Consider the following 22,050-nt stretch of genomic DNA (forward strand, 5'->3'; position numbering starts at 1 on the left):
TATTAGTGCCGAGGGTGACGCTACCTACATAAAGGTTTTGAGCCGCAGTGGTAAATATGTCACCGTCCAGAGTCAGAAGGTTCGATCCAACGGTGTCGTAGCGCAGGCCCGCGAAGTTTACGACTGTCAAAATGGTCGAGCGAGGTTGACAGCTGCCCTCATAAATGGGGTTTGGTTAACTATGTCTCGCATTGACTGGGATGAAGTTTTGCCAAACACCGTTGGGGAGGCTGACTTCAACGCGGCCTGTCGGTAGGGGTATTGGATCTGACCGCGGAGTCCGCGGACGATCCATGAACAGGTGTAACAGCCCCACTTGTACTAGGCACAACGAGCGCCGCACTGTTACCGCCCTAGCGCTGGAGGCGATCGAAGCGGCCCTATCGGGTGGCCTGCGGGCCCCTGGTGGCCCCTGCTGCTGGCCGGTACCGTCTGGCTACCCGATCGGGTACCCGTGCCCCTGGCTCAACTAAACCTGAAGCTGCCCCCTGTCGTGCTGGCGCAATGGCGGGCCCTGGCCGCGGCATCCACCCCAGTAGCGCGATTGTGCCAAACGCAGACGGTGGCAGAGACTTTCAATTCATCGGCGCTGCTTGGTTCAATGATCTACTTTTCCTCTATCGCTCGCCGGTTTGAGCCATGAGACGTAATCTAGCTATCCGACTATTCCTCACCGCAGTCGTCTCTTTCCCCATCTGGTTCGCACCAGTCCTCACGGCATCAATCAACGTTTCCGAAGGTAGAGCCCCGTGGGAGGACAAAAAGTTTGTCCTCGATATTGAAGCGGCAAAGCTTGCCCAACATGGCTACTACAGCTTTGAAGACGCACGACAAGGAATAATTGATAGTCGTGCGAGGGAGGAGCAGATCCGCGAATTTAAAGCGCAAGGTGTGAGCGAGTTCCTTTTAAGCGCGTTGGGCTTCATTGTCTTCACGGGCGTTTTGATCCTGATATGGCGCACGCCACCCCCCAAATCTTGAGCTACAAGCGCCCCCAGGCCATCGCGTAACGGTGGTGCTCAAGGAAGGCGAACCCGGCACCTGCGGCCCTCAGATGAACGCCCCATGCCCCGCCAGGTGCCAATTTCCCACCAATTTCCCACTTTCACCCAAAAGCCGGATCGAGAATAACTGCGCTGCAATGACTCTGGCCTACAGGCAGCTGCCTTCTAAGCAGCCGGTCGTTGGTTCGAATCCAACAGGGGGCGCTTTCCAAATCAACTGCACGGACGCGGTTGGCCGATGCGATGGAGCAGAAAGCTCAGAGCGGCTCAGTTCCCTCGCTGAGGATCGCCAGGTAGGCGTCGTAGGCGAACAGACGATTGCGCTGGCCGCCGGTGATTTCCCGGGCGATGCCGAGTTCCACCAGGATCTCGAGGGCCTTGCCGGCAGTGGGGAAACTCAGTCCGCTCAGCTCCTTGAGCTTCTTGGTGCTGGTGAGCGGCCGCCGGCGCAAAGCGGCATAGCCCAAGCGCACGCTGGGGCCTGATCGGCCCAGTGCTTCCAGCCGCGCTTCATCCGTATGAAACAGGGCCAGCAGCCGCTGAGCAGTAGCCACCGCGGCTGAGGCCGTGCTCTCCACGCCCTCCAGAAAGAACTCGATCCAGGCCTCCCAGTCGCCCTGCTGACGCACGCCATCGAGCAGCTCGTAGTAGCGGCGGCGGTGCTGCTTGAAGAACAAGCTCAGGTAGAGCAGCGGCTGCTGGAGCACGCCAGCCTCGATCAGCATCAGCACAATCAGCAGTCGGCCCAGGCGGCCGTTGCCATCGAGAAACGGGTGGATCGTCTCGAACTGCACGTGGGCCAGGGCGGCACGTACCAGCACTGGCAGAGAGTGCTCACCGTGGTGGCCGCCATGGATGAACTGCTCCAGCAACCCCATGCAGTCCTCTACTAGCCACGGCGGAGGCGGCACGAAGCGGGCATTGCCTGGGCGGGTGCCACCGATCCAGTTCTGGCTGCGGCGGAACATCCCCGGCAGGCGATCGGCGCCGAGTCCACGGCTCAGCAGCCGGCCGTGGATCTCGCGCAGCAGGCGACAGGAGAGCGGGAACCCCTCCGCCAGCCTGGTCAGGCCATGCTCCAGCCCGGCCACATAGCTGGAGACCTCCACCACATCGTCAAAGGGAACGCCGGGTGCTTCCTGCAGCTCGAACAGCAGCAGATCAGAAAGCGACGACTGGGTGCCCTCGATCTGGGAGGAGAGCAGGGCCTCGCGGCGCACGTAGGCGTAGAGGAACAGCTCGGGGTTGGGCAGCAGGGTGGAGACGCCATCAAGGCGGCCGCAGGCCAGCAGCGCCCGCTCATGCAGCGCCTGCAGTGGACCCGCACGCAACACCGGGGGTTCTGGCGGCAGCGGGTCGGGCACAAAAGCCCGCACCGTTTCCCCGGCGGTGGCGCTGACCTCGTAGTGGCCGGTGGCCTCGCGCCGCATTACCCCCCAGCAACTTTGAATACGCAGCAAGCTTATTCAAAGAAAAGGCTTTTCCTGTGAATTAGGGACCACCCTGTCAAAGCCTCAGCGCTCCACCAGAGACCAGAAGCTCCAGCGGCCGCCAAAGGCTTCCCGAATGCGACCCACGAAGCTCTCATGGCGCTCCACGCCCTGCCAAGCGTCGATACGGGCGGCCAAAAGCTCACAGGTCCGCAGGTGCTCGGCCGCGTGCCGGTAGCGCTTGGTGCGGCCCGTCGACAGGGCAAAAAGCAACATCACCCGCAGCAGCACCGTGGCGGCCAGCGGCTGCTCAGCGCTGAGCCGCTCAGCAGCTGGGGCAAGGATTTCGTAGGACTCACCATCCCAGTCGGGCCCATGGGTGAGCACTAGGCGCCCAGCCCGCGCTACTGCGGGCCAGCGCACAAGGAAGTCGAGGGCCAGCAGCCGCATGGGATGGTCCTCTGCCAGCGCAAAGGCCCGTTCCTCCACCTCCACGTCCTCGAAGGCAGCAAGCCGTTTGAGGTGGTCGCGCAAATGGCAAGCCGAGAGGGTTTTGGTAAAACAAGCCCAACGCAACTGCTGGGCCTCGTCGTTGCGGCCCAGGGCCTCAAGCACGGCGATGCGGGTGTCGTGCCACTCGGGGGAATGCCAGGTAGCAGCAGCACTGGCGGCGCCATCCAGCACGGCCAGGGCCTGCTGGCTGCGGCCCGCCTGCAGCAAATGGCCTGCCACATCCGCGGCGGTAGGGGGCCAGGCCAATTGCTTGGCATCAAACTGGGCCACATAGCCATCCACATCACCCAGGCATTCAGCGATCTGCAGCAGGGCTGGGTGACCAGCGCAGGCACCCCGGTCGCGGCAGCCTTGCTCGAGAAGTCGCAGGCCCGGATCGCCAAGGGCATCGGCCACCGCCGGGATCAAGTCGTCAAATTGGCCGTAGCCGTTTTCAAATACCAGCTCCAGCAGCTGCTCAGCCAGCGCTTCGGCGGGCATGGCGGCCGCGCTGGCCAGCGGCCCGAGGTCAAGCACGGCCCTCTGGAACAGGCCAATCACGATGCCCGTGCTGTCGGAGCAGCGATCGAGCACACCATCTGCCAGCTCGAGAAAACGCAGCAGCAACTCCAGAGCCAGCGGCGGATCCACTGCCGCCACCGGTCCAGCGATGGCCTGGCGCTGGGCCTCCAGATCAACCACCAAGGCTTTGCGCTTGCGCGAATCGACATAGGTAGTGGCACGGGCCAGGGCTGCCAAGCGCTTGCGCACCTCCTGGGCCGCTCCCCCGGCACCCTCAGCCGCAGCTAGCGCCAGCCGCAAACGGCGCTGCATCACCGCACTACCAGCGCTCACCTCAATCAGCAATTCGGCGAGGACGGCCGCGCCTAGGCCTTCGAGGTTTTTGGCATTGAGGGTGCGCTTGGCAGCCATTGCTCCTTATAGGGCTGGTCGCTTGGGGCAGCACTTGGGTGCTCGAACCCGTCTAACACCACCAAGCCTGGAGCGGCGCCGGCGAGGCTCTCCAAACGCAAACGAAGTTCCGCCAGCAACTGCAGCGTTTGGGGCGCACGCACGTATTGCCTTGGCACCAGGAGGGCATCGCCAACCTCTAAAGGCAGCTCTAGGGGCAGCACCCTGCAGGAATCGTCTCTAAGAAGCAAGGAGAGGGGAGTAGCGAAACCAACGACGAGATCTTTAGAATTAACCTGCTGAGATTGCGAAGAATTCCGAATCGGTTTAGGGGTGGTGCCGCCATTCCACAAGCCACAAGCTTCCAGAACAGCCTGAAATTTAGGAAAGGCGCCATCAGGCATGGGCATACAGGGATAGGCAGCCACATCAGCAAACGTCACCTGCTCACCAAGCTCCAGCAACGGGTGAGATTGATCGACCAGCAGCCAAATCGGCATTCGGCTCAAGCCAATGCAGGCAATGGTGGGGTCAGTGGCAGCTGGCACATCGGGGTAGGAAGCGATCCAGACGTCGATCACCCCTTCCCTCAGCAGCTGCAGCGGCTTTTCGTATTCATGAAAGTGAAAACATCCAGCAATCCAACCTGCTGGAGCCGGCTCACAGAGCAAGGGGCCCGACCAGTGCTGCGCCTCCAGACGCAAAGGCCCTCCATTGGCCCACCGCACCGCCTGGTGAACGCGGCGCTCAAGATTTAGGAGTGTCGTATCACCATCGAGGTGCCACTCGGAGCCTCGCCTGGCCAGGGAGAGGCCAAAAACATCGGCGCACCTGCGACTCAAGCGACTCACACTGGACTGACCGATCTGAAGCCTGGCCTCAACCTGATGGCCAGTGCGCAGCCAAATCAGACCGTCTAAGGCAGCTAGCCAATCAAGCTCAACCACCCCCGCCCCAGCAAACCGGGATAAATTTAACGCAAAAAAGCAAAAACACCAAGTGGGGGATAGCAAATCACGCAGAGTTCTGCAGTTTTTGCATAATTAATCATTTGCGGCCTCACTGTGCAGCCGGCAACAACTCAGCACGTCAGCAATTGCGCCAGCCACGAAAACAGAAAAACTAGTAATTGTTGAGCAGCTGAATACCGCCGTGTCGCTCAGCTATGCCAGCGAGACGGGAAAGCAGCAAAGCCTGTAAGGAAAGCAAACGAGGATGATCAATAAAATCCCGGCGACATACAAGCACCTCCCCAGAGGCAAATGGCAACTCCAGGGGCAGCTTGACTAAATCACCCCCAGAAACTTCCATACTGAGCGAAGTGGCATAGCCGATAGTGAGCTCCGCCTCCGTTTTGCCCTCCCAATTTTCGCGCTTATAGCGAAACATTCGCACATGATCGTTCCAGAAGCCGAGCTTCTTTAAGCAAGCCTCAACCCTGGGATAGGAGCCTAGCTGCAGACCAAGGGTTGGATATTGGGCAATATCATCAAAAGACAGCTGGGCTTGATTAATCAAAGGATGACCCGGCCTAACAACAAAAAATATAGGCATCTTCGACAGGGTAATCGAGGTCAGCTCGGGGTCATCGGCAGGGGGGTAATCAGGTAAGCCGGTGAGGCAGACATCAACAATCCTCTCCCTAACTAGCTGAAAATTACGCGGCACTCCAACAATATTGGCAAGGCCAAGAATCCAATTGTCTGGCACAGGAGTGCACAACAAGGGGCCTGACCAATAGGTCGCCTCCAGGCGCAGGGGCCTACGCCCCTGCCACCTAGCCACTTGATGAACGCAGCGCTCCAGCGCCAAGATCGTCGAATCGCCAACGGTGTTCCACTCGCCCTGGATGCGCTGGAGGTCAAGGCCAAAAAGATCCAGACATTTTCGCGATTGCCTGCTGACGGTGGTCTGACTTAGGCCGAAGCGCTTAGAGACCTCTTCACACGTACGCAGCCACTGCAGGGCATCGAGCGCCGTAAGCGCATCAAGATCAACCAATTCCGCGAAAACTGACGGTTGATTTTAGGCCAGGCCTGAGCCATGAAGCGCAATCTCATTCCCTTCGCCATTACCACCCGCTCTTACCTCCGTACTGCCGATGGGGTTTTCAGACGATTCCCTTCAGACCTACTTGGGCATGAAATTCGAGTTGCCAACTGAGCTACCACCAGGCATCTTTTTAGAGCGCTACCTCAAGGCCAACTTCGACGTCTGATGCCCAGTAGCAAAATGCCTACTAGCGAAATTCTCAGTGGCAAGCAGGCGCTGGCACTTGAGCAGCTCAGCCGTCGCCAGGGCTCCGCGATTACGGCAGAGCAGCTGTTTGGCCGCTGGCGGCTCCAGCTGCTCTGGAGCAAGGGCAGGGCCCAACCCAACCCGGCCACGGCAGCCCTGCTGCGGGGCCTGCAGGCAAGTCTGAGCATCGCCACAGGAGACGTCACTCCAGACGCCCCTTCGCTGGAAAGGGGTGATCTCAAGGTGGTGAACAGCGTTCAGCTCGGGGCGTTGCAGCTGCGCTTCAGCGGCAGCGGCAATCTGCGGGGCCGCAGGCCGTTATTGGAGTTTTGGTTTGACCAACTGGAATTGCGGCTCGGCCGCCAAAGCCTCTGGCGCCAAGCGATCAGCCAGCAGCCGGAGCCACGCCGGCGCCCATTTTTCGCCCTGATCGCTCGCTCCGGCGCCGCCGATAACGGCTGGCTGCTGGCCAGGGGGCGGGGCGGCGGATTAGCCCTGTGGGTTCTCGATCCCCAGCTGGAAAAAGCAAGCGACGCCTAGAGGCAAGCGCTCAACTCCCGCTGCAGCAAGGCGAATAAATAATCGGGCTCGCGGTATTGAGTCGGCAGGCAATTGTGCAGGATCTCCAGCCGCTGCCAGCAAACGGTGCGGCGCACCTTGGCGATCGTCTTACCCTCGCGAATCAACAGGCGCATGGCCTTGCAATAAAGCGGATAGTTCGCTTCCAATTCACCAATGGTGAGACCTGGCGCGGGGAGGGAGGTGGTCATGGCACTCCGGCTGGGCGGCCGCAAAGAACCCGATCGGGCCTAGCTCGAGTGTGCGCTTCTGGACAGGATTACCGAGCCCCCCATACGGGGACAATTTTTATTGGTAGTGGTGCTCAGAGCTGCACCATGCCGCAACGCATGCCCTTGAGCACGGCCTGCAACCTGTTATTGACGTCGAGGGTCTTAAGCAGTCGCTTGGTGTAGGTCTTGGCGGTTTCCTCGCTCACCACCATTCGCTCAGCAATCTCCCGATCGGTGAGGCCGCTGGCCAGCAGATCCAGCACTTCGTATTCGCGCTTAGTGAGCCGCGGGCAGCTCAGGTAGGGCAGGGTGCCGGAACGCAGCGAGGGGCTGCGGTAGGAGTGCTGCCCCATCACCGCCAGCACCGCTGCCTGCAGGGGCCGCTGATCGCCGATGAAATCGGCTTCCGCCACTACGGCCTCCAGCCAGGAAGCCTCAACGTATTGGGCCGGGATCACATCCCCCAGGGCCAGCACTACCACCCGCAAGGCCTGATGGGCGCTGCGCGCCTTGCGGGCTAGCTCGAAGCCATTGCCGTCCTCTAAGTAGTCGGTGCAGATCAACAGCGCGTAGGGCTCCCGCACCAGATAGGCCAGGCAGGTGGCCTCATCGGTGACGGCACAGCCGATGCGGGTGCGGTCTTGAAAGCTCTCGCACACTGATCGCAACAGAAAGCGGCCTTTCATGGCGATCGCCACCTTGCCGCTGATAGCCACCGACAACAGCACCTGGTCGAGGGTGGTGCCCTCCAGGCTGCTCAGAAAGGGGGTGAGATCCATCGACCCACAACTCTTGGCAGGGGCGTAAAACCAGCCTAAGACAGATGGCGGGTTCAGCAAATGCGCGGCAGCAGCTCGCCGCTGAGGGGCAGCAGCAGGCGCTCGGTGCCAAAAGAGGTGGTGAGCAGCACCCGCGCTCCCTTGCTGGCCGGCCGCACGCTGCCAATCCAGACTCCGCCACTGGCCGCCAGCAGGGCCTGGGCCTGATCGCGGGCCTGAGGCGGCACCACCACCACAAAGCGACCCTCATTGGCCAGGTGCAAGGGCTCAAAGCCCAGCAGCTCACAGGTGCGCGCCACGGGCTCCAGCACCGGCAGGCGCGCCTCCTCAATCGCCAGCTCCACCGCGGCCGCCTCCGCTAGCTCATCCAGGGCACTGGCCAGGCCGCCGCGGGTGAGGTCGCGCAGGCAGTGAATCCGAACCCCGGCCTCCAGCAGGACCCGCACCTGGGGCCAGAGCGGCGCGCAGTCGCTGAGCACGGGCGGCACCAGGGCCAAGCCATGGCGGGCGGCCAGGATTGCAACGCCATGGCGGCCTAGGTCCCCGCTCAGTAGCAGCTGATAGCCCGGGCGTATCGCCGTGGGGTGGATCGGCGTCGGCGCCTGTACCGCCCCGATGCCACTGGTAGTCATAACTATGCCGTCGGGCTTGCCCCGTTCCACCACCTTGGTGTCGCCGGTAACGATCGTGAGCTCGCAGGCTCGGGCCGCCGCAGCCATCGAGGCCACCAGGCGCCGCAGCAGCGCCAGCGGCAAGCCCTCCTCCAGCAGCAGCGCCACACTCAGATGCAGGGGCCGGGCGCCCGCCATCGCTAAATCATTGGCGGTGCCGATCACCGCCAGGCTGCCAATATCACCACCGGGGAATTCCAGCGGCTGCACCACGTAGCCGTCGGTGCTGAAAGCGAGCGGGCCGGGCGGCAATTCGAGCCGGGCCGCATCGTGCAGCACCTGGGCCGGATCGGTGTAGAGGGCCCGCAGCTCCTGGTTGATCAGCTGCTGCATCAGGGTGCCGCCGCCGCCATGGGCCAGCTGGATGCAGTCGCTCATGGGGCCGGGCGCCGGTAGCGGTGATAGGCGGCGCAGGCCCCTTTGCTCGACACCATCGGTGCTCCCAGCGGCCGCTCCGGGGTGCAGGCCGCCCCGCCGTCAGCCGCACCCCAGTCCCATGCCCCCTGCCACTGCAACTGGGGCCCACAGGTGGGGCAGCCGATCGTTTCGGCGTGGAAGCGGCGATCTGTGGGGTCGTCAAACTCCCGCTGGCACTGGGCACACAGCGGAAAGCCCGCCAGGCTGGTGTGGGCGCGGGCGTAGGGCTCGGCCGTGGCGATCGAATAGCGCGGCCCGCACTGGCTGCAGCTGATGAACGGGTAGCGGTGGCGGCGGTTGGCAGGATCGTGGAGCTCCGCCAGACAGGTGGGGCAGGGGGCCAAATCGGCGACGAGAGACGGGGCAAGCAGGCCAGGCGGCGCCGGAACGAGGGGCGGGAGCCACTCGGGCGCCAGTGGCTCCAGAGCGCCGGGGGGCTGCAACTCCTCGGGCAAGCGCCGCACCAGCAGCTCCAGTGAGCGGCACTCCCCCTGCAACTCCAGCCTTACGGCGCCAGCGACGTTTTCCACCTCGCCCACCAGTTGCAACTCAGCGGCGAGGCGATGCACCAACGGCCGGAAGCCCACGCCCTGCACCACCCCGCGGCACCAGAGGCGCAGCCGGGCCGCGCTCATCGCGCCAGGGCGTTGATCAGGGCATCGAGGCCGGCGCCGCTGCGGGCCGAGGTTTCCAGCACGCGGGCGTGGGGGGCGACCCGGGCGATGGCGGCGTGGGCGGCGGCGCGATCGAAGCCCACCGCCTCGGCCAGGTCGATCTTGGTGATCAGCACCAGATCGGCGCCGTGGAAGATCGGCGCGTATTTAAGCGGCTTGTCTTCTCCCTCGGTGGTGGAGAGCAAAACCACCCGCAGGCTCTCGCCGAGGTCATAGGCGCCGGGACACACCAGGTTGCCCACGTTCTCGATCACCAGCAGTTCAAACTGCTCAAGGCTGATGCCTTGGTGGTGGAGGCGATGCAGACCCTCGGCCACCATTGGCGCCTCCAGGTGGCAGGCCTGGCCGGTGGTGATCTGCACCGACGTAAGCCCGGCAGCCTGCAGGCGGCGGGAGTCGTTGTCGGTGGCCAGATCGCCCACGATCACTGCCAAGCCGGTGGGATCGAGGCGCTGGGCCAGGGCTTCGAGCAGGGCGGTTTTGCCCGAGCCGGGCGAGGAGAGCAGATTCACCACCGTGACGCCTGCGGCTTCGAAGCGCTGGCGCAGGCCGGCCGCCTGGGCATCGTTGCGCTGCAGCAGGGCCGTGTGCAGGGGTAGCTGGCGGGTTGGTTATGGGAGCGGCTGAGGCGCCGGCTGTCCGCAGGAGCAGTCGCTGCACATGTCGGTAATCGGCAGAGGCCAGTTCCAGGCTAGGCACCACGCGGAACCCTTCCGGAATGAGGGTCATGGGGCTCCGTGCCTGCAAGGTTCAGAGCACCACGAGTGCAGACGGTGATCAGGTCATCTGAATGCGAATCAGGCTGTCCCACAGTCGCGTTGGCAGGATCCGGCTGGCGATCACTGAGGCCGACTGGTGACCGCAGAGGTAACGAGCTGATGGGCTGGGGTCGGTGAGGGCTCGCTCGATTGTTAGTGCCACCTCTAGCGGCTGGGAGGCACCCCGGTAGACCGCATCCCAGCTCTTGCGAACGGCACGCATCATGTTGCCGTAGGTGCTGCAAGACAAAGCCCCCTCGATCGAGGGGGCAGCCACATTGGCAAAGTCGGTAGCTATCACGCCCGGCTCAACCACCACCACGTTGACGCCAAAGGCCTTGAGCTCGAGTCGCAAGGCATCACTCAGGGCCTCCAGCGCAAACTTGCTGGCCCCATACCACCCCGATCCGGGTGAAACCCAGCGACCGGCAATAGAGGAGATATTGACGATGCGACCACGACCTCGCTCGCGCATGGCAGGTAACAACTGCTGGGTGAGCCCCATCAGCCCAAAGACGTTGACTTCGAAAATCGCCCGGGCTCGATCCAGGGGCAATGTCTCGAGCGGACCCACTTCACCGAAGCCGGCGTTATTGACCAGCGCATCGAGCGCACCCACCTTGGCGGTGAGCTGCTCAGCGAGCTCGCGGCGTGAGTGCTCATCGCTGAGATCCAACGCCATCACCTCGGCACCCAAGGCTGCCAAGGGCTCCATTGCTTCCAGCCGCCGAGCAGCGGCAAACACACGCCAGCCGCGCTCTAGCAAAAGGCGAGCTGTCTCCGCACCAATTCCGCTGGAGGCTCCGGTTACAAGAACGGTTGGGGCTGGCATTACAAGCTCTGAATTGAAATCACAAAACGAAGATCCCGATGGAAAAAACCTTTCCTAAACTAATCGCACTTCAAATTGGGATTCTTACTAGACGCTGTCGTCCCGCTTAAAGCATGTTGTCGACACGCTTAAAGCTGTTGCCATTTTACTCGACGACGCAGCAGCTCGTTATTTGATGCCCAGCTTGATGCATCCGCAGGTTCCCAAGGGCGCACCTATGTCGGACCATGCCAACGCCGCCTTCAGCTGAGCTCCAGCGAGGACAGCTCCAGCTCGCGGCCTTGCAGAAGCCGGCGGCTGAAGCTATCGCAGCGGAAACAAAGGCAATCGCCCTGTTCGCTATCGAAGCCCTGCTGACAGGACTCACAAAAAAAGCTGGCGATCACAACCTCAATGCGCAGCTCGGCGCCAGAGGCGATCGTGCCGGCCATCACCACCGTGTGCGCGAAGCGCAACGCCTCCGGTTCCACCCCGGCCAGGCTGCCGATGCGCAGGCTGATCGCGCACAGCCTCCATCAGACTGAGTTCATGCATGGCGCAGCAGGGTCAGGGCCTGCGTGGGGGCGGGGGCGCGGGCGCACGGGGGCACGGGGGCGCAGCTTGACTACCAAAACTCCAGCGTGAAAGTCTGCCTCAATTCATCAACCATACGTGTCCGCGCTTATATCTTGAGGCCCAGCTCCCTGGCAATACTGGGGCGGCGATCCACCAACTCCTTAGCCGCTTCAGGGATGATCAAGATCATCTCAAGGTCTTGAGTGGCATGGATAGCCACAGGATTGGGCCGATGACCTGAACCATCGAGAGCCGAGGCATCAGCATTAGCCGCGATAATGGAATAAAGAACCATTAGCCTTGTAGCAGGCAAAATCTACAATTTTTACAAGCCCCTTTGCTTTTGTATTAATAGCCGCATTGGCGATATCTGCGATGCTTAATATCGCAACAGGGCCCAGTCACCAGACCCATGCCAAAGCCAACCTCCTTCTCAATCGAGCAAATAATTACACCGCTTTCGGGGGCCTACCAGGAATAAGTGATTGCAGTCCAATAGATCATAATGTTTTTGACAGGCGAGGAGGGAGCTGATCTTTGCAATAGCTATTAATGGAATTTAACCAGACCCCTGGAATTAACTAGGCAGCAAGCTCACAACTCCAGTGCCAATATCACAATAGGAACTATGTATAGCCAGCTTCCCTTCTGCTTCTGCGAATTTCAGCACATCGCTGCGTCTGGTGAGCTCGGTTGCTGAATGGCGAGCGTTGGCCTGAACAGCTTTGCTCAGATCATCACCACTTTGAAGACTTGCCTTGATCGGTGCCACTAGCTGCTCGAGCAAGGGCGTCAGCGGTGCCGTGTCCATGGCCGCCTTAACCGCGCCACAGCCACTGTGACCCATAACCAGTATCAATGGAGTACCGAGAACGGACACGGCATATTCCAAGGAAGCAATGGCCTCATCAAAAGCTGTGTTTCCTGCAGATCGCACTTCGAAGAGCTCACCGGAACCACAGGCAAACAACCAGCTGGGATCTACCCGGGAATCCGCACAAGACAATGTGGCCGCAAACGGCTTCTGCCCCTGGGCAAGCGCCGCAGGATCAATCTGACATTCGTTTTGCCAGATCCTGTTGAGCACCTGCATGCGCTCGACCGGTGTGGCGATGTCACTGGCCGCTGCCCAAGCCTTGGCGAAGCGCCCATTGCCGCTCATCAGGCGATCCAAAGCATCCTTTGGGGTGCACACCTGAAGGCTGGCCAGCAACTGGGCATCGATCGGATCGGAGGCCCAGGCACGCTGGGCCCCGATCATGGACCAGGCTGCCGTTGCCACACTGAACGCCGTGCCCGCCAGGAGATCGCGCCGGTTCATCCCCATAAGACCTGGCCAGCTGCTGGCACGTTAATCAACACCCCTCAGACAACACTAAAAGCGCAAATAAAGCAGGAAAAAATTTAGGAAGCTGAGCCCACCAGGCCATCTTTCCGTATTGAAGAAAACAAATTAAGGAGCCACTTCCACTCCAAAGAGCGCAGGTATGGGGCTCAGCTCATGCATGGCGCCTCAGCCAGCCCTGCATGAGCGCCTGGGCACGAGGCAGGGCTGCCTGGATCTCAACCGACAGAGTGTTGCCGTGCTCAAAAGCATGGGCCTGGAGGAGGAGCAGGCAGGCTGCAGGAGGTGCTGCTCCATGGCAAACCAAAAGAGGGGGGAGGCGAGCTCCTAATTGTTGGCGGCGATGACCTGATCCGCAGCAAGGCGTTGCTTAGCCAGGACCTAGTAAATCCTGCGAGCAGCTTCCGCAGCCCCTCCAGCAGCGACCATTTGCGCCGCCAGCGCCTGGGCTGCGGCCCGATAGGACGGGTCGGTGAGCACCTCCTGCACCGCAGCACGAATAGCGGTGGGCTGGGGGTGAGCCGTGCCGAGATCCAAGGAATCTCCGGTGCGTCGGAGACGAGCACATACCTCCGGCTTGTCCTCGCCGGCACCGGCCGTCACTAAGGGGCACCCCGAAGCTCAAGGCGGCCTGCACGCCCCGATAGCCGCCGTTGGCGATCATCAGGGCCACCTTGATTAGCAGGAACCCGTAAGGGATATAACCAGCCGCTCGCACGTTCGCAGGCAACGCGCCAAGCGCCTCAATGGATCCATCTGGCCGGCCGGTGGAGACCACCAGCTCAATACGCAGCGGCGTCTGGCCCGCCGCGTGGGTGGAGCAGGAGAGGCAGGGGTCAAAGCAGCGGATTCGGCCTGCAGCCGGTTGAGTAGGGACTCAGGAATTTCGGCGCCCTCGGCCAGCGGTGCCTCGCTCCACCCCGTGCTGGGCCACCAAGCTTTGCCGCAGGCCCACCTCCAGCCGCTCCGCCCCCCGCACAAAGCAGGAGGTACCACGACACACCACACAACGGTGCAATGGCGGAGGAACAAGCCGAAACAGGTGATAAAAACTGGCCACCCCCATCACATCGCTAAGGGGTCGCTGCATGGCAACCGCCAGCTGCTGCAGCTCAGCTCGCGGCAGGTAGCCATGCCGCTGCTGCACAGCATGCAGGCGTTCGATCAGCGATGCATCCAGGGCATGGCAGCCGGGGCGATCAGGTGTCGTTGCCACCAAGGTCGTCCTCAAAGCCCTGATCGGGATCAAACTCGCTCCAGCCGGGGCTGGCGTCGTTAAAGAGTCCATAGCGGGCCGCCTCGTCATCCATCTGGGTATTGCCGGTGGGACGGGTGTCGCAGCTGATGCCGCCATCGGCGGTGGGCTGGCAGTTGTCAAACTCCACCCCAGCCCGGCCTGGCTGCCCCACGAGCAAACCAGTGCTGATGACCCCCACTGCAAGGGCTGATCGAAATATCAGAGCCATGGGAAATATCCGTGCCATGGGGATCGTCAACCAGAACGGCTTACTGGGATGATGGATCCGGTTTGGCCTCTGAGCGATGTACACGGACTGGACTGCCGTGATTTTGCTGCTGTTAACTGCGGCGCCCCTAGCCGTGGTAGTGGCTACCGCAGCCTTCTTCATTTGGCGGAAGAAGAAGCAGACAGGCTGACCTGAAGCCCAGCCTGTCCTTTGAGAATGGCGGCGACGGTGGTAGCACCAATTGCCTGAAGCACCTTGCCCTGCCCTAAGCAATCAAGGCAGGTGCGGTAGCGCTGATCGTCCAGCCGCAGCATGCCGCTGCCTCCGCATTGCTGACAGCGGCAGGAATTTGCGTGGCTTGCCCGCTGCAGGGGCCCATCGGAATAGGTCATCGAAATGTCCCCATTCGAGGACTTAGAGCTATCCACCAGTGTGATCTGCTTTTCCCCACTTGATCCCGAAACCTTCCTTAAGCCTGGGCGCCCCGGAGCACTTGGTCCAGCCGCTCTGAGCTGAGTTGCTGCAGTAATTCAGCGGCTGAAAGGCGGCTGCCAGCTGGCACCAAAGCCGCACTGGCAGCTAGCTGGCCCACCACTGCCGCTGCGTCCATGCCGAGCTGGTGGTAGCCCGCTAGCCCCTCGGCGCCCTCTCGCTTGCTGAGCCTCCGCCCGCTGCCATCGCACCAGAGCGGCACATGGCCGTAGCGGGGCGGGGGCGCGCCCAGGGCCGCCATCACTGCCACCTGGGCCCCCGTGGCTCCCCAGAGATCGTCACCGCGCACCACATCGCTAATTCCCAAAACCAGCTCATCCACCGCTGTGGCCAGGTGGTACGCGAGGTAACCATCAGCCCGGCGCAACACCACATCACCAACAGCAGCTGGCCCATCGAGCTCCCCAGGAGCGCCATAGCTCTCCAGCCAATGCAGGCTCCCGGGCTCCAGCCGCAAGCGCCAGCTGGGCAGTCGCCCCTGCACCGGCCCCCAGCCGCCACTGGCTGCCCGGCAGGTGCCCGGATACACAGCACCAGCACCGTGGGGCGCAGAGATATCGGCGAGCAGGCGGCGACTGCAGCGGCAGGGATAGAGCAAGCCATGGCGCCACAGGGCTGACAAGGCCGTGGCGTAGAACCCACGCCGCTCGCTCTGACGCAGCACCGGGCCGTCCCAATTGAGGCCCAGCCAGGCCAGATCGGTCAGGATGGAAGTCTCAGCACCGGCCCGATTGCGGGGCGTGTCGAGGTCGTCGAGGCGCAGCAACCAGGCGCCCCCCCGCAGCCGGGCGTGCAACCAACTCAGCAGGGCCGTGCGCAGGTTGCCGCGGTGCAGAGCGCCGGTGGGGGATGGGGCGAAACGGCCGCGATACCCCAGCTGGCGCTGGGCCAGACCGGCCTCAACCAGGGCCTGCAGGTGGGATGGCAGCGGCGCAGCAGCCAGCAGGGGGAAGCATCAGTGAGGGGCCCACTTTGCCCTGGGCACAAAAAAAGCGGCCCCTAGGGGCCGCCGTGGCAGGAATTACTTGCAACCAGATCAGCCCTGGACGCGGTCTTTGAACATCTTGCCGGCGGTGAAGGCAGGCACCCGCTTGGCGGGGATCTTGATCTTCTCGCCGGTCTTGGGGTTCAGACCCTGGCGGGCAGAGCGCTCACGGGGCTCAAAGGAGCCGAAGCCCAGGATTGACACCTTCTTCCCTTCTACGACCGAGTCGATGATGGTTTCGATGGCGGCGTCGACGACTTGGGAGACGTCGGTCTTGGTGAGCTCGGTGCGGGCGGCAACGAGGTTGACGAGATCAGCTTTGTTCATGGGAATAGGAAGCCTCGGGGGTGGCGGTCGTGTTGCGACGAAAGGTGGCGAGTCGGAAAACCCCGACCGGCCCTGAGATGAGCGCGCCAATGGTATGGGGCTCTGGCCGCTGCTGCAACACAGAAGTGCTCCGGCGCAACGGTTTTCGTGACAATTTCCCCACATGGGGGGTCCAAGGAGGCTCCAAATGGCTCAAAAGACGAGCCCAGACAGCAGCTCCGCACCCCCATTGACGAGTTTGTCGCCGCGCAGGGCACCAAGCCCACCACCACTGGCGATCCAGTCGGGAGAGCCGGCCGGCAACCAGCTGCGCAGCCGCTCCAAACTGGCCAGCTGGCGGGGCCAATGGAAGGTGCGCGCCGTGCGCAAGGGCGCCAAAGCCGCTGGTCCGGTTGGCAACAGCAATCGCCCACAAAACAGGCCATCGACTGCTCCAGCACGCACCAGCAGCACGCAGGAGCCCGGCGTGGGCCCTGGGGTCCAGAGCAGTTGGACCCCAGGCGCCAGGGTCAGCTGCTCGCCAAAGCTGGTGCACCCCTGCACACCCGGCAGCAGGTAGGCCTCCTGCTCCTGCACCAGCACAGACCAACCCAGGGCCTCCTGCCAGCGCCGGCAGCGGCCGTGGCCCTCGCGGCTAGTGAGCACAAGCCTGCCTGGCCCCACCAGCTCAGTGCGCTGGCGCAACATGGCCAAATTTGCCTCAGTGAATCCCGGACAATCCACCAGCAGATCTCCGCCACCTCCATAAGCAGCGGCCTCCAGCAGCCAGCTGCTTCCCCCCTGGCTATCGCGGCTGGGGGCGAACAGCCACAGACCAGGGCGCACCTGCTGGGGCGGCCGGCCGGATTCGGGGGGTTGGGTCAACTGGGTCAACTTGTTTATGCAGCGGGAGCGGGCAAAAACAGGGCAAGGAGTGGAGCGCGATCCGTCCGGAGACGGGCACCTCAGGCGACTGCCTGCTGCCCCGGCCAATATTCGCGCTTAGCGTCACCGCAGCAAGCTCGGCCCCTTGACGGTCCAATTCAACAGTCCTGAGCTAGCTCCACCCCCGAATCACCACCAAGGGATTCACATCGGCCATCCCTGGCCGCTGGGGGCAAGCCTCACCAGCCGGGGTGTCAACTTTTCGGTGGTGGCCCCTCTGGCCACCCGGATCGAGCTGCTGCTGTTCGCCGACGGTGAGGCGAGCGAGCCAGCGCGGGTGGTGGAACTGGACCAGCGGCACCGCTCTGCTGATCACTGGCATGTGGAGGTGGAGGGTCTGGGCCTGGGCAGCTGTTACGGCTACCGGGCATTTGGGCCGCTGCAGCCGGGCGGCCATGGCTTTAATCCGTCCAAGGTGCTGCTCGACCCTTGCGCCCGAGCGATCGCCGGCTGGCAGAGCTATGAGCGTGGCGGCGCCGTTGGGGCGGCACCCAACACTGGCCACTGCCTCAAGGGAGTGGTAACTGAGCGCGACCGCTTTGATTTCAGCCACGCCCCCCGGCCGCGCCACAGCTGGCAGAAGAGCGTCATATATGAACTGCACGTGGGTGGCTTCACCCAGGGACCGGGTTGTCCTGTGCCAGCGCAGCTGCACGGCAGCTTGCTTGGGCTGATTCCCACCATTCCCTACCTGAAGGATCTGGGCATCACCACCATCGAGCTGCTGCCGGTGATGGCCTTCGATCCCAACGACGCCCCGGCCGGACGCCACAACTATTGGGGCTACAGCCCCTTGAGCTGGATGGCGCCCCATCCCGACTATCTGGTGGGCGATGACCCGCTCAGCGGCCGCGACCAGGTGCGTCAACTGGTGACCGCCTGCCACCGGGCCGGCATCGAAGTACTGCTGGATGTGGTCTACAACCACACCACTGAGGGCAATCAGGATGGGCCCACCCTCAGCTGGCGCGGCTTCAGCGACCGCCTCTACTACCAGCAGAGCGCCAAAGGCGATTACCAAGATGTGAGCGGCTGCGGCAACACCATTGCGGCCAATCGGCCGCTGGTGCGGCGGCTGATCCTGGAATCGCTGCGCTGCTGGGCCACGGAGCTGGGAATTGATGGCTTCCGCTTCGACCTGGGCATCGCCCTCAGCCGCGGCGACAACCTGGCCCCCCTAGACGCGCCGCCCCTATTTGAGGAGATGGAAGCCGATCCAGATCTCGGCGACCTGAAACTGATCAGCGAACCCTGGGATTGCGGTGGCCTCTATCGCCTCGCCGACTTCCCAGCCCGCCGGGTGGCCACCTGGAATGGCCGCTTCCGAGACGACCTGCGTCGCTTTTGGAAGGGTGATGAAAAAACCTGCTGGACCATGGCCCAGCGCCTGAGCGGCAGCCCAGACCTTTTCGCCAACACACCGGTGCATCCGGGTCAATGCATCACCTTCTTGACCGCCCACGACGGCTTCACCATGGCCGATCTGGTGAGCTTCAACGGCAAGCACAACCTGGCCAACGGTGAGGACAACCGAGACGGCGATAATCACAACAACACCTGGAACCACGGTGTAGAGGGTCCCAGCTCCGATCCAGCCATCACGGCCCTGCGCGAGCGCCAGCTGCGCAATCTGCTCACAAGCCTGCTGCTCGCACCGGGAGTGCCGATGCTGTTGATGGGTGATGAGGTGCGCCGCAGCCAGGGCGGCAACAACAACACCTGGTGCCAGGACAACCCCCTCGGCTGGATGCACTGGCAACCCGATACGGGCGACCTGGCCCTGCGCCTGTTTCTGCAACGCCTGCTGCATTTACGGGCCCATCTGGCCGGGCTGTTCAACCCCGAGCTACCCCTTGATGACAAACCCATAAGGCGCAGCGGCGATCGGGGCCACCTCTGGCGCCAGTGGCACGGTGTCGAATTAGCCAGCCCGGACTGGGCGAGCTGGTCCCACACCCTGGCCTGGAGCCTCAATGACAGTCACCAGGGGCCCTTGGTTTGGTGCGGCATGAACGCCTACAGCAAAGCGATGCACTTTGAGCTGCCCAGCTGCCGCCAGGGCTGGCTGCGGGTGATTGACACGGCCCTACCCCCCGGCGAAGACCTGCCTTCCGAGCCTGAGGCCTGGCTGCCCACCGGCGCACCCCTGCAAAGCCGCAGCCTGATGCTGCTGGTGGCTGCCCCCCTGCTGGAAGGCCGAAAGCTTTAAAGAGCGGGCGGCGGGAATCGAACCCGCATCATCAGCTTGGAAGGTGTCGACCCCGTGCCGTCCAGTTGAGTTACGACGCCTAAACGTATAGTCGGGCTAAAATGAAAATAGAGCTTAGAGGACAGGTGGCGAATCAAAGGTTTGGCCCAGCTGGCTTTGGTAGCAAGGAAGAAAAAGAGCAGCATTCCAAGAAGACCAATAAGCAGGCTGAGTTAGGACATTTTCTCTACCAGCAAGGAAGGCTTGAGGAGGCAGTAGCGATTTACGAAGCCCTCATTCAGGGGAAGGCAAAAAGCACCTTAATATTGGGTAATTTGGCAGCTATTTACGCACAAAAAGGGAGGTATAGCGAGGCAGAAAAGCTGCTTGAAGAAGCGCTTTCTGTAGATCAAGGTTTTTCAGAGGGGTGGGCAACCCTCGGCTTCGTTCAAAAAGCCCAAGACAATATCCACGGGGCCATCCGAGCTTATACAATATCCTTGTCATTGGCACCGGACAATTGTTATTGTCATTACAATCTTGGTAACGCACTAAGCCAAGTAGGTCGCTTTAACGAAGCGATTGAGGCCTATGGTCAAGCGCTGGCGCTAAATTCCCAATTCCCAGAGGCCCTTACCAATTTGGGATCGGCATTCCTTGAGGTTGGCAAGTATCAAGAGGCTGCTAGAAGTTGTGTTGATGCTTTGTCCATTACTCCAAACCATTTTGCAGCCCTGAACAACCTCGGCAAGGCCCAGCAAGCGCTGGGCGACAGCCGTTCTGCCATCGATACCTTTAAGAGAGCCATTGCATGTAATGCAACGTCGCCAGATCCTTTCTTTAATCTCGGCAGTGCTTTAAAGAGTATTAATGAGATTAAGGATGCAGCGGATGCCTATCAAGAAGCTCTTCGCTTGAAGCCCGAGTTTGCCGAAGCCCATTTAAACCTAGGGGCTCTCTATGCCCAGCTTGGAAGGGCACCTGAGGCCATCGCCTGCTACGAACAGGCACTGATCATTAAACCCCAACTTGTGGAGGCTCTTTTTAATCTTGCCAAGGCTTATGCCACTTTAAACAGACAAAAAGAGGCAATTATAGCCTATAACAAAGTTCTACTTATCAGCCCAAAACTTGCCGAAGCAGAACGGCAGTTATCCTTGCTTGTGGATGCGAAGGTTGATCTAGCTCCAATGCAGCGAGCGCAGGGGTGCTTAACAACCACCGACTACCCCGGGGAACGGGCCCAATTGTATTTCGCCATAGCTAAATACAAGGATGACTTGGATGATACATCAGCCTTCGACTGCTATCAGAAAGGCAATCAAGAGATGAACAAGACGTTGCTCTGGGAGCGTCCAAACATTCAGCAGTTAATCGCAACCAACGCAGCAATCGCAGATACAAAGTCAACGTGGCAGGATGAGCATGAACCAATTTTCTTGGTTGGGATTCCATGTTGCGGAGCCGATCTAGCCCAATTAGTTCTATCACAAAACCCTAAACTTGGAAAACTTGGGAAGACAGAGTTTCTAAATATAGCATCAAATTATATACTTGACTCAAATATTAATTCTATGTCCGAAGATGTGATTTCCTCTATTAAGGCCATCCACCGTGATTTTGATGTGGCCAAGCCCATCGATGATCATGACCTATTTGGATTCCAGTATTGTTCTGCGATCGCCAGTTTATTTCCACGCGCCAAGATTATCCACTGTTTTCGCAATCCAGTCGATAATTTACTTGCAATTTACACTACTTATTTAGGGACTGAGAATCCGTGGGCCTACGACTTGGATGCGATTATTGAATATTATGACTTTTATCGCCAGATCATGGCCTATCACCAGGCAAGCGCTCCAGCTGCCATGATTCACCTCAATATGGATGAAATGCGAGCAAATCCTTGGATGGAGATTCCAAATCTTATTGAGACCTGCGGGTTCGAATGGTCTAATTGCTATCTAAACATTGAGATTCTCACTCAATGCGATAAACCAGATAGCTCTTTTGCAAGTTGTGGCGGGCTAGCCAGCAAAAAGAAATCTTCTTGGCTATGGCGATCTCAACTGATAAATACATTATCGAAGAAGCTCGAATCACAAGGCTACATGGCCAGTAATTGGGCTTAAGGGATCGCTTACTAGCAGTTATCGCTTTTAAGTTTAGTTATCAGCGGGGCATTTTTCAACACAAAATCCCTTAGGGCCTTTGACGCTGTCTGGGAAAAAGTAAGATCCTGGAATGCGCAATACAGCTTGAGATCCCTATACAGCTCATCAGAAATCTGTACAGTCAAGCGCCTTGTCATTTATCGTTGGCAATGTAATGACGAAGGGCTTTAAGAACAACATCAGTAATTGTGAGGTCTTTTCTTGCGCAATAGAGGCGAAGATCTTTGTGAAACGACTTGGGAACCATTACTGAAAGCTTTTTAGTCTCTTCCTCGGGAAAGGACACTCCGGGCTGGCCAAGCTGCTGAGTGGCGTTGGGGGAGACCAAGCACAGCACTGGGGTTGGGGCGCTGGCCTCGAGGATTGAGTCATGCCAATCGTTGATCTCAATGTTCATTGATGACAGTTGGGAACCGTTGAGCTTGAACCAATCTACGTCACCAATTTAGGGACATGCAACCCCCCTTGTGGGTAGGGTTCTGAGCCCGTCTCCTGCGATAACATCGGGCTTGTGTAAGCCAATAGCAGGAGCTTCACAGGCCCGGCAACAGCCCTTGATGAACCAGATGGATCCTGTAGGATAGGGTGAGAGGTCC

General features: G+C 60.8%; 23 protein-coding genes and 2 pseudogenes. 5 read left to right on the forward strand and 20 right to left on the reverse strand.

Annotated features, from left to right (window positions below; all coding sequences use genetic code 11):
* Positions 1–639: 639 nt before the first annotated feature.
* A complete protein-coding gene (locus KBY72_RS07345; RefSeq protein ID WP_254962279.1) occupies positions 640–981 on the forward strand; it encodes a hypothetical protein in 342 nt (113 codons plus the stop codon).
* A gap of 280 nt (positions 982–1,261) precedes the next feature.
* Here KBY72_RS07345 and KBY72_RS07350 read toward each other — a convergent pair whose 3' ends face one another.
* From KBY72_RS07350 to KBY72_RS07365, 4 genes are all read right to left on the reverse strand, one after another.
* Complete coding sequence (locus KBY72_RS07350) at positions 1,262–2,434, reverse strand: Fic family protein (protein WP_254962278.1); 1,173 nt, start codon at positions 2,432–2,434, stop codon at positions 1,262–1,264.
* A gap of 84 nt (positions 2,435–2,518) precedes the next feature.
* Complete coding sequence (locus KBY72_RS07355; protein ID WP_254962277.1) at positions 2,519–3,859, reverse strand: DUF6880 family protein; 1,341 nt, start codon at positions 3,857–3,859, stop codon at positions 2,519–2,521.
* On the reverse strand, positions 3,814–4,785 hold the full coding sequence (locus KBY72_RS07360; RefSeq protein ID WP_254993331.1) for a hypothetical protein: 972 nt from the start codon (positions 4,783–4,785) through the stop codon (positions 3,814–3,816). The genes KBY72_RS07355 and KBY72_RS07360 overlap by 46 nt, the downstream gene beginning before the upstream one ends.
* Positions 4,786–4,960: 175 nt before the next feature.
* On the reverse strand, positions 4,961–5,839 hold the full coding sequence (locus KBY72_RS07365; protein WP_254961010.1) for a LysR family transcriptional regulator substrate-binding protein: 879 nt from the start codon (positions 5,837–5,839) through the stop codon (positions 4,961–4,963).
* A gap of 216 nt (positions 5,840–6,055) precedes the next feature.
* Between KBY72_RS07365 and KBY72_RS07370 the strand changes: the two genes are divergently transcribed.
* Positions 6,056–6,616, forward strand: a complete 561-nt coding sequence (locus tag KBY72_RS07370; RefSeq protein ID WP_254993332.1) for a hypothetical protein — start codon at positions 6,056–6,058, stop codon at positions 6,614–6,616.
* Here the strand turns inward: KBY72_RS07370 and KBY72_RS07375 are convergent.
* The 9 genes and pseudogenes from KBY72_RS07375 to KBY72_RS07415 all read right to left on the reverse strand — a co-directional run bounded on the left by KBY72_RS07375 (position 6,613) and on the right by KBY72_RS07415 (position 12,814).
* Positions 6,613–6,846: a DUF3136 domain-containing protein gene (locus KBY72_RS07375; protein ID WP_254961008.1), complete on the reverse strand. Its 234-nt coding sequence runs from the start codon at positions 6,844–6,846 to the stop codon at positions 6,613–6,615. The genes KBY72_RS07370 and KBY72_RS07375 overlap by 4 nt on opposite strands.
* Positions 6,847–6,959: 113 nt before the next feature.
* Positions 6,960–7,646, reverse strand: a complete 687-nt coding sequence (locus KBY72_RS07380) for a response regulator transcription factor (protein ID WP_254961007.1) — start codon at positions 7,644–7,646, stop codon at positions 6,960–6,962.
* Positions 7,647–7,699: 53 nt separating this feature from the next.
* A complete protein-coding gene (gene hypE / locus KBY72_RS07385) occupies positions 7,700–8,695 on the reverse strand; it encodes a hydrogenase expression/formation protein HypE (protein WP_254993333.1) in 996 nt (331 codons plus the stop codon).
* Positions 8,692–8,790 (reverse strand): annotated as a pseudogene (locus tag KBY72_RS07390) (hypothetical protein); the annotation flags it as partial. The pseudogene KBY72_RS07390 and the gene hypE, both read right to left, overlap by 4 nt.
* Before the next feature lie 45 nt (positions 8,791–8,835).
* Positions 8,836–9,369: pseudogene (locus KBY72_RS07395) on the reverse strand (acylphosphatase); the annotation flags it as partial.
* On the reverse strand, positions 9,366–10,001 hold the full coding sequence (hypB, locus tag KBY72_RS07400; protein WP_254993338.1) for a hydrogenase nickel incorporation protein HypB: 636 nt from the start codon (positions 9,999–10,001) through the stop codon (positions 9,366–9,368). The gene hypB and the pseudogene KBY72_RS07395, both read right to left, overlap by 4 nt.
* Before the next feature lie 184 nt (positions 10,002–10,185).
* Complete coding sequence (locus KBY72_RS07405) at positions 10,186–10,998, reverse strand: SDR family NAD(P)-dependent oxidoreductase (RefSeq protein WP_254929941.1); 813 nt, start codon at positions 10,996–10,998, stop codon at positions 10,186–10,188.
* A gap of 242 nt (positions 10,999–11,240) precedes the next feature.
* Positions 11,241–11,453, reverse strand: coding sequence for a hydrogenase maturation nickel metallochaperone HypA (locus KBY72_RS07410; RefSeq protein WP_254993334.1), 213 nt, complete (start codon positions 11,451–11,453; stop codon positions 11,241–11,243).
* Between the two features lie 677 nt (positions 11,454–12,130).
* Positions 12,131–12,814 carry a carbonic anhydrase gene (locus tag KBY72_RS07415; RefSeq protein ID WP_254993335.1) on the reverse strand — a complete coding sequence of 228 codons (684 nt, stop codon included), beginning with the start codon at positions 12,812–12,814 and terminating at the stop codon, positions 12,131–12,133.
* A gap of 369 nt (positions 12,815–13,183) precedes the next feature.
* On the opposite strand from KBY72_RS07415, the gene KBY72_RS07420 reads away from it, so the two are divergent.
* On the forward strand, positions 13,184–13,504 hold the full coding sequence (locus tag KBY72_RS07420; RefSeq protein ID WP_254929945.1) for a hypothetical protein: 321 nt from the start codon (positions 13,184–13,186) through the stop codon (positions 13,502–13,504).
* A 271-nt stretch (positions 13,505–13,775) separates the two neighbouring features.
* Here the strand turns inward: KBY72_RS07420 and KBY72_RS07425 are convergent, their stop codons facing one another.
* From KBY72_RS07425 to KBY72_RS07450, 6 genes are all read right to left on the reverse strand, one after another.
* Positions 13,776–14,114, reverse strand: coding sequence for an NAD(P)H-dependent oxidoreductase subunit E (locus KBY72_RS07425; RefSeq protein ID WP_254993336.1), 339 nt, complete (start codon positions 14,112–14,114; stop codon positions 13,776–13,778).
* Positions 14,098–14,364, reverse strand: coding sequence for a hypothetical protein (locus tag KBY72_RS07430; RefSeq protein ID WP_241518144.1), 267 nt, complete (start codon positions 14,362–14,364; stop codon positions 14,098–14,100). Before KBY72_RS07430 ends, KBY72_RS07425 begins: the two co-directional genes overlap by 17 nt.
* Before the next feature lie 158 nt (positions 14,365–14,522).
* Positions 14,523–14,678, reverse strand: coding sequence for a hypothetical protein (locus KBY72_RS07435; RefSeq protein WP_254961004.1), 156 nt, complete (start codon positions 14,676–14,678; stop codon positions 14,523–14,525).
* Between the two features lie 155 nt (positions 14,679–14,833).
* On the reverse strand, positions 14,834–15,802 hold the full coding sequence (gluQRS, locus tag KBY72_RS07440) for a tRNA glutamyl-Q(34) synthetase GluQRS (protein WP_409995482.1): 969 nt from the start codon (positions 15,800–15,802) through the stop codon (positions 14,834–14,836).
* A 90-nt stretch (positions 15,803–15,892) separates the two neighbouring features.
* On the reverse strand, positions 15,893–16,168 hold the full coding sequence (locus tag KBY72_RS07445; protein WP_006911342.1) for an HU family DNA-binding protein: 276 nt from the start codon (positions 16,166–16,168) through the stop codon (positions 15,893–15,895).
* 192 nt (positions 16,169–16,360) lie between these two features.
* The gene (locus tag KBY72_RS07450) at positions 16,361–17,032 is read right to left on the reverse strand and encodes an MBL fold metallo-hydrolase (RefSeq protein WP_254961003.1); all 672 of its coding nucleotides are present in this window, start codon (positions 17,030–17,032) and stop codon (positions 16,361–16,363) included.
* A 202-nt stretch (positions 17,033–17,234) separates the two neighbouring features.
* On the opposite strand from KBY72_RS07450, the gene KBY72_RS07455 reads away from it, so the two are divergent.
* Together KBY72_RS07455 and KBY72_RS07460 are read left to right on the forward strand one after the other, a co-directional pair.
* Positions 17,235–19,301 (forward strand): glycogen debranching protein, encoded by a 2,067-nt coding sequence (locus tag KBY72_RS07455; RefSeq protein WP_254929971.1) that lies wholly within the window; start codon positions 17,235–17,237, stop codon positions 19,299–19,301.
* A gap of 125 nt (positions 19,302–19,426) precedes the next feature.
* A complete protein-coding gene (locus tag KBY72_RS07460; RefSeq protein ID WP_254993337.1) occupies positions 19,427–21,412 on the forward strand; it encodes a tetratricopeptide repeat-containing sulfotransferase family protein in 1,986 nt (661 codons plus the stop codon).
* 175 nt (positions 21,413–21,587) lie between these two features.
* Here KBY72_RS07460 and KBY72_RS07465 read toward each other — a convergent pair whose 3' ends face one another.
* A complete protein-coding gene (locus KBY72_RS07465) occupies positions 21,588–21,851 on the reverse strand; it encodes a hypothetical protein (RefSeq protein WP_254961001.1) in 264 nt (87 codons plus the stop codon).
* Positions 21,852–22,050 lie beyond the last annotated feature (199 nt).

The organism is Cyanobium sp. BA5m-21, assembly GCF_024346235.1.
GTDB classification, from domain to species: Bacteria; Cyanobacteriota; Cyanobacteriia; order PCC-6307; family Cyanobiaceae; genus Cyanobium_A; species Cyanobium_A usitatum.

Excerpts from the sequence above, each read along its gene's own strand:
- KBY72_RS07345 (WP_254962279.1), top strand. The coding sequence starts at position 640 with ATGAGACGTAATCTAGCTATCCGACTATTCCTCACCGCAGTCGTCTCT.
- KBY72_RS07350 (WP_254962278.1), bottom strand. The coding sequence starts at position 2,434 with ATGCGGCGCGAGGCCACCGGCCACTACGAGGTCAGCGCCACCGCCGGG.
- KBY72_RS07355 (WP_254962277.1), bottom strand. The coding sequence starts at position 3,859 with ATGGCTGCCAAGCGCACCCTCAATGCCAAAAACCTCGAAGGCCTAGGC.
- KBY72_RS07370 (WP_254993332.1), top strand. The coding sequence starts at position 6,056 with ATGCCCAGTAGCAAAATGCCTACTAGCGAAATTCTCAGTGGCAAGCAG.
- KBY72_RS07375 (WP_254961008.1), bottom strand. The coding sequence starts at position 6,846 with ATGACCACCTCCCTCCCCGCGCCAGGTCTCACCATTGGTGAATTGGAA.
- KBY72_RS07380 (WP_254961007.1), bottom strand. The coding sequence starts at position 7,646 with ATGGATCTCACCCCCTTTCTGAGCAGCCTGGAGGGCACCACCCTCGAC.
- hypE (WP_254993333.1), bottom strand. The coding sequence starts at position 8,695 with ATGAGCGACTGCATCCAGCTGGCCCATGGCGGCGGCGGCACCCTGATG.
- KBY72_RS07405 (WP_254929941.1), bottom strand. The coding sequence starts at position 10,998 with ATGCCAGCCCCAACCGTTCTTGTAACCGGAGCCTCCAGCGGAATTGGT.
- KBY72_RS07415 (WP_254993335.1), bottom strand. The coding sequence starts at position 12,814 with ATGATCGGGGCCCAGCGTGCCTGGGCCTCCGATCCGATCGATGCCCAG.
- KBY72_RS07430 (WP_241518144.1), bottom strand. The coding sequence starts at position 14,364 with ATGGCTCTGATATTTCGATCAGCCCTTGCAGTGGGGGTCATCAGCACT.
- KBY72_RS07435 (WP_254961004.1), bottom strand. The coding sequence starts at position 14,678 with ATGCTGCGGCTGGACGATCAGCGCTACCGCACCTGCCTTGATTGCTTA.
- KBY72_RS07445 (WP_006911342.1), bottom strand. The coding sequence starts at position 16,168 with ATGAACAAAGCTGATCTCGTCAACCTCGTTGCCGCCCGCACCGAGCTC.
- KBY72_RS07465 (WP_254961001.1), bottom strand. The coding sequence starts at position 21,851 with ATGAACATTGAGATCAACGATTGGCATGACTCAATCCTCGAGGCCAGC.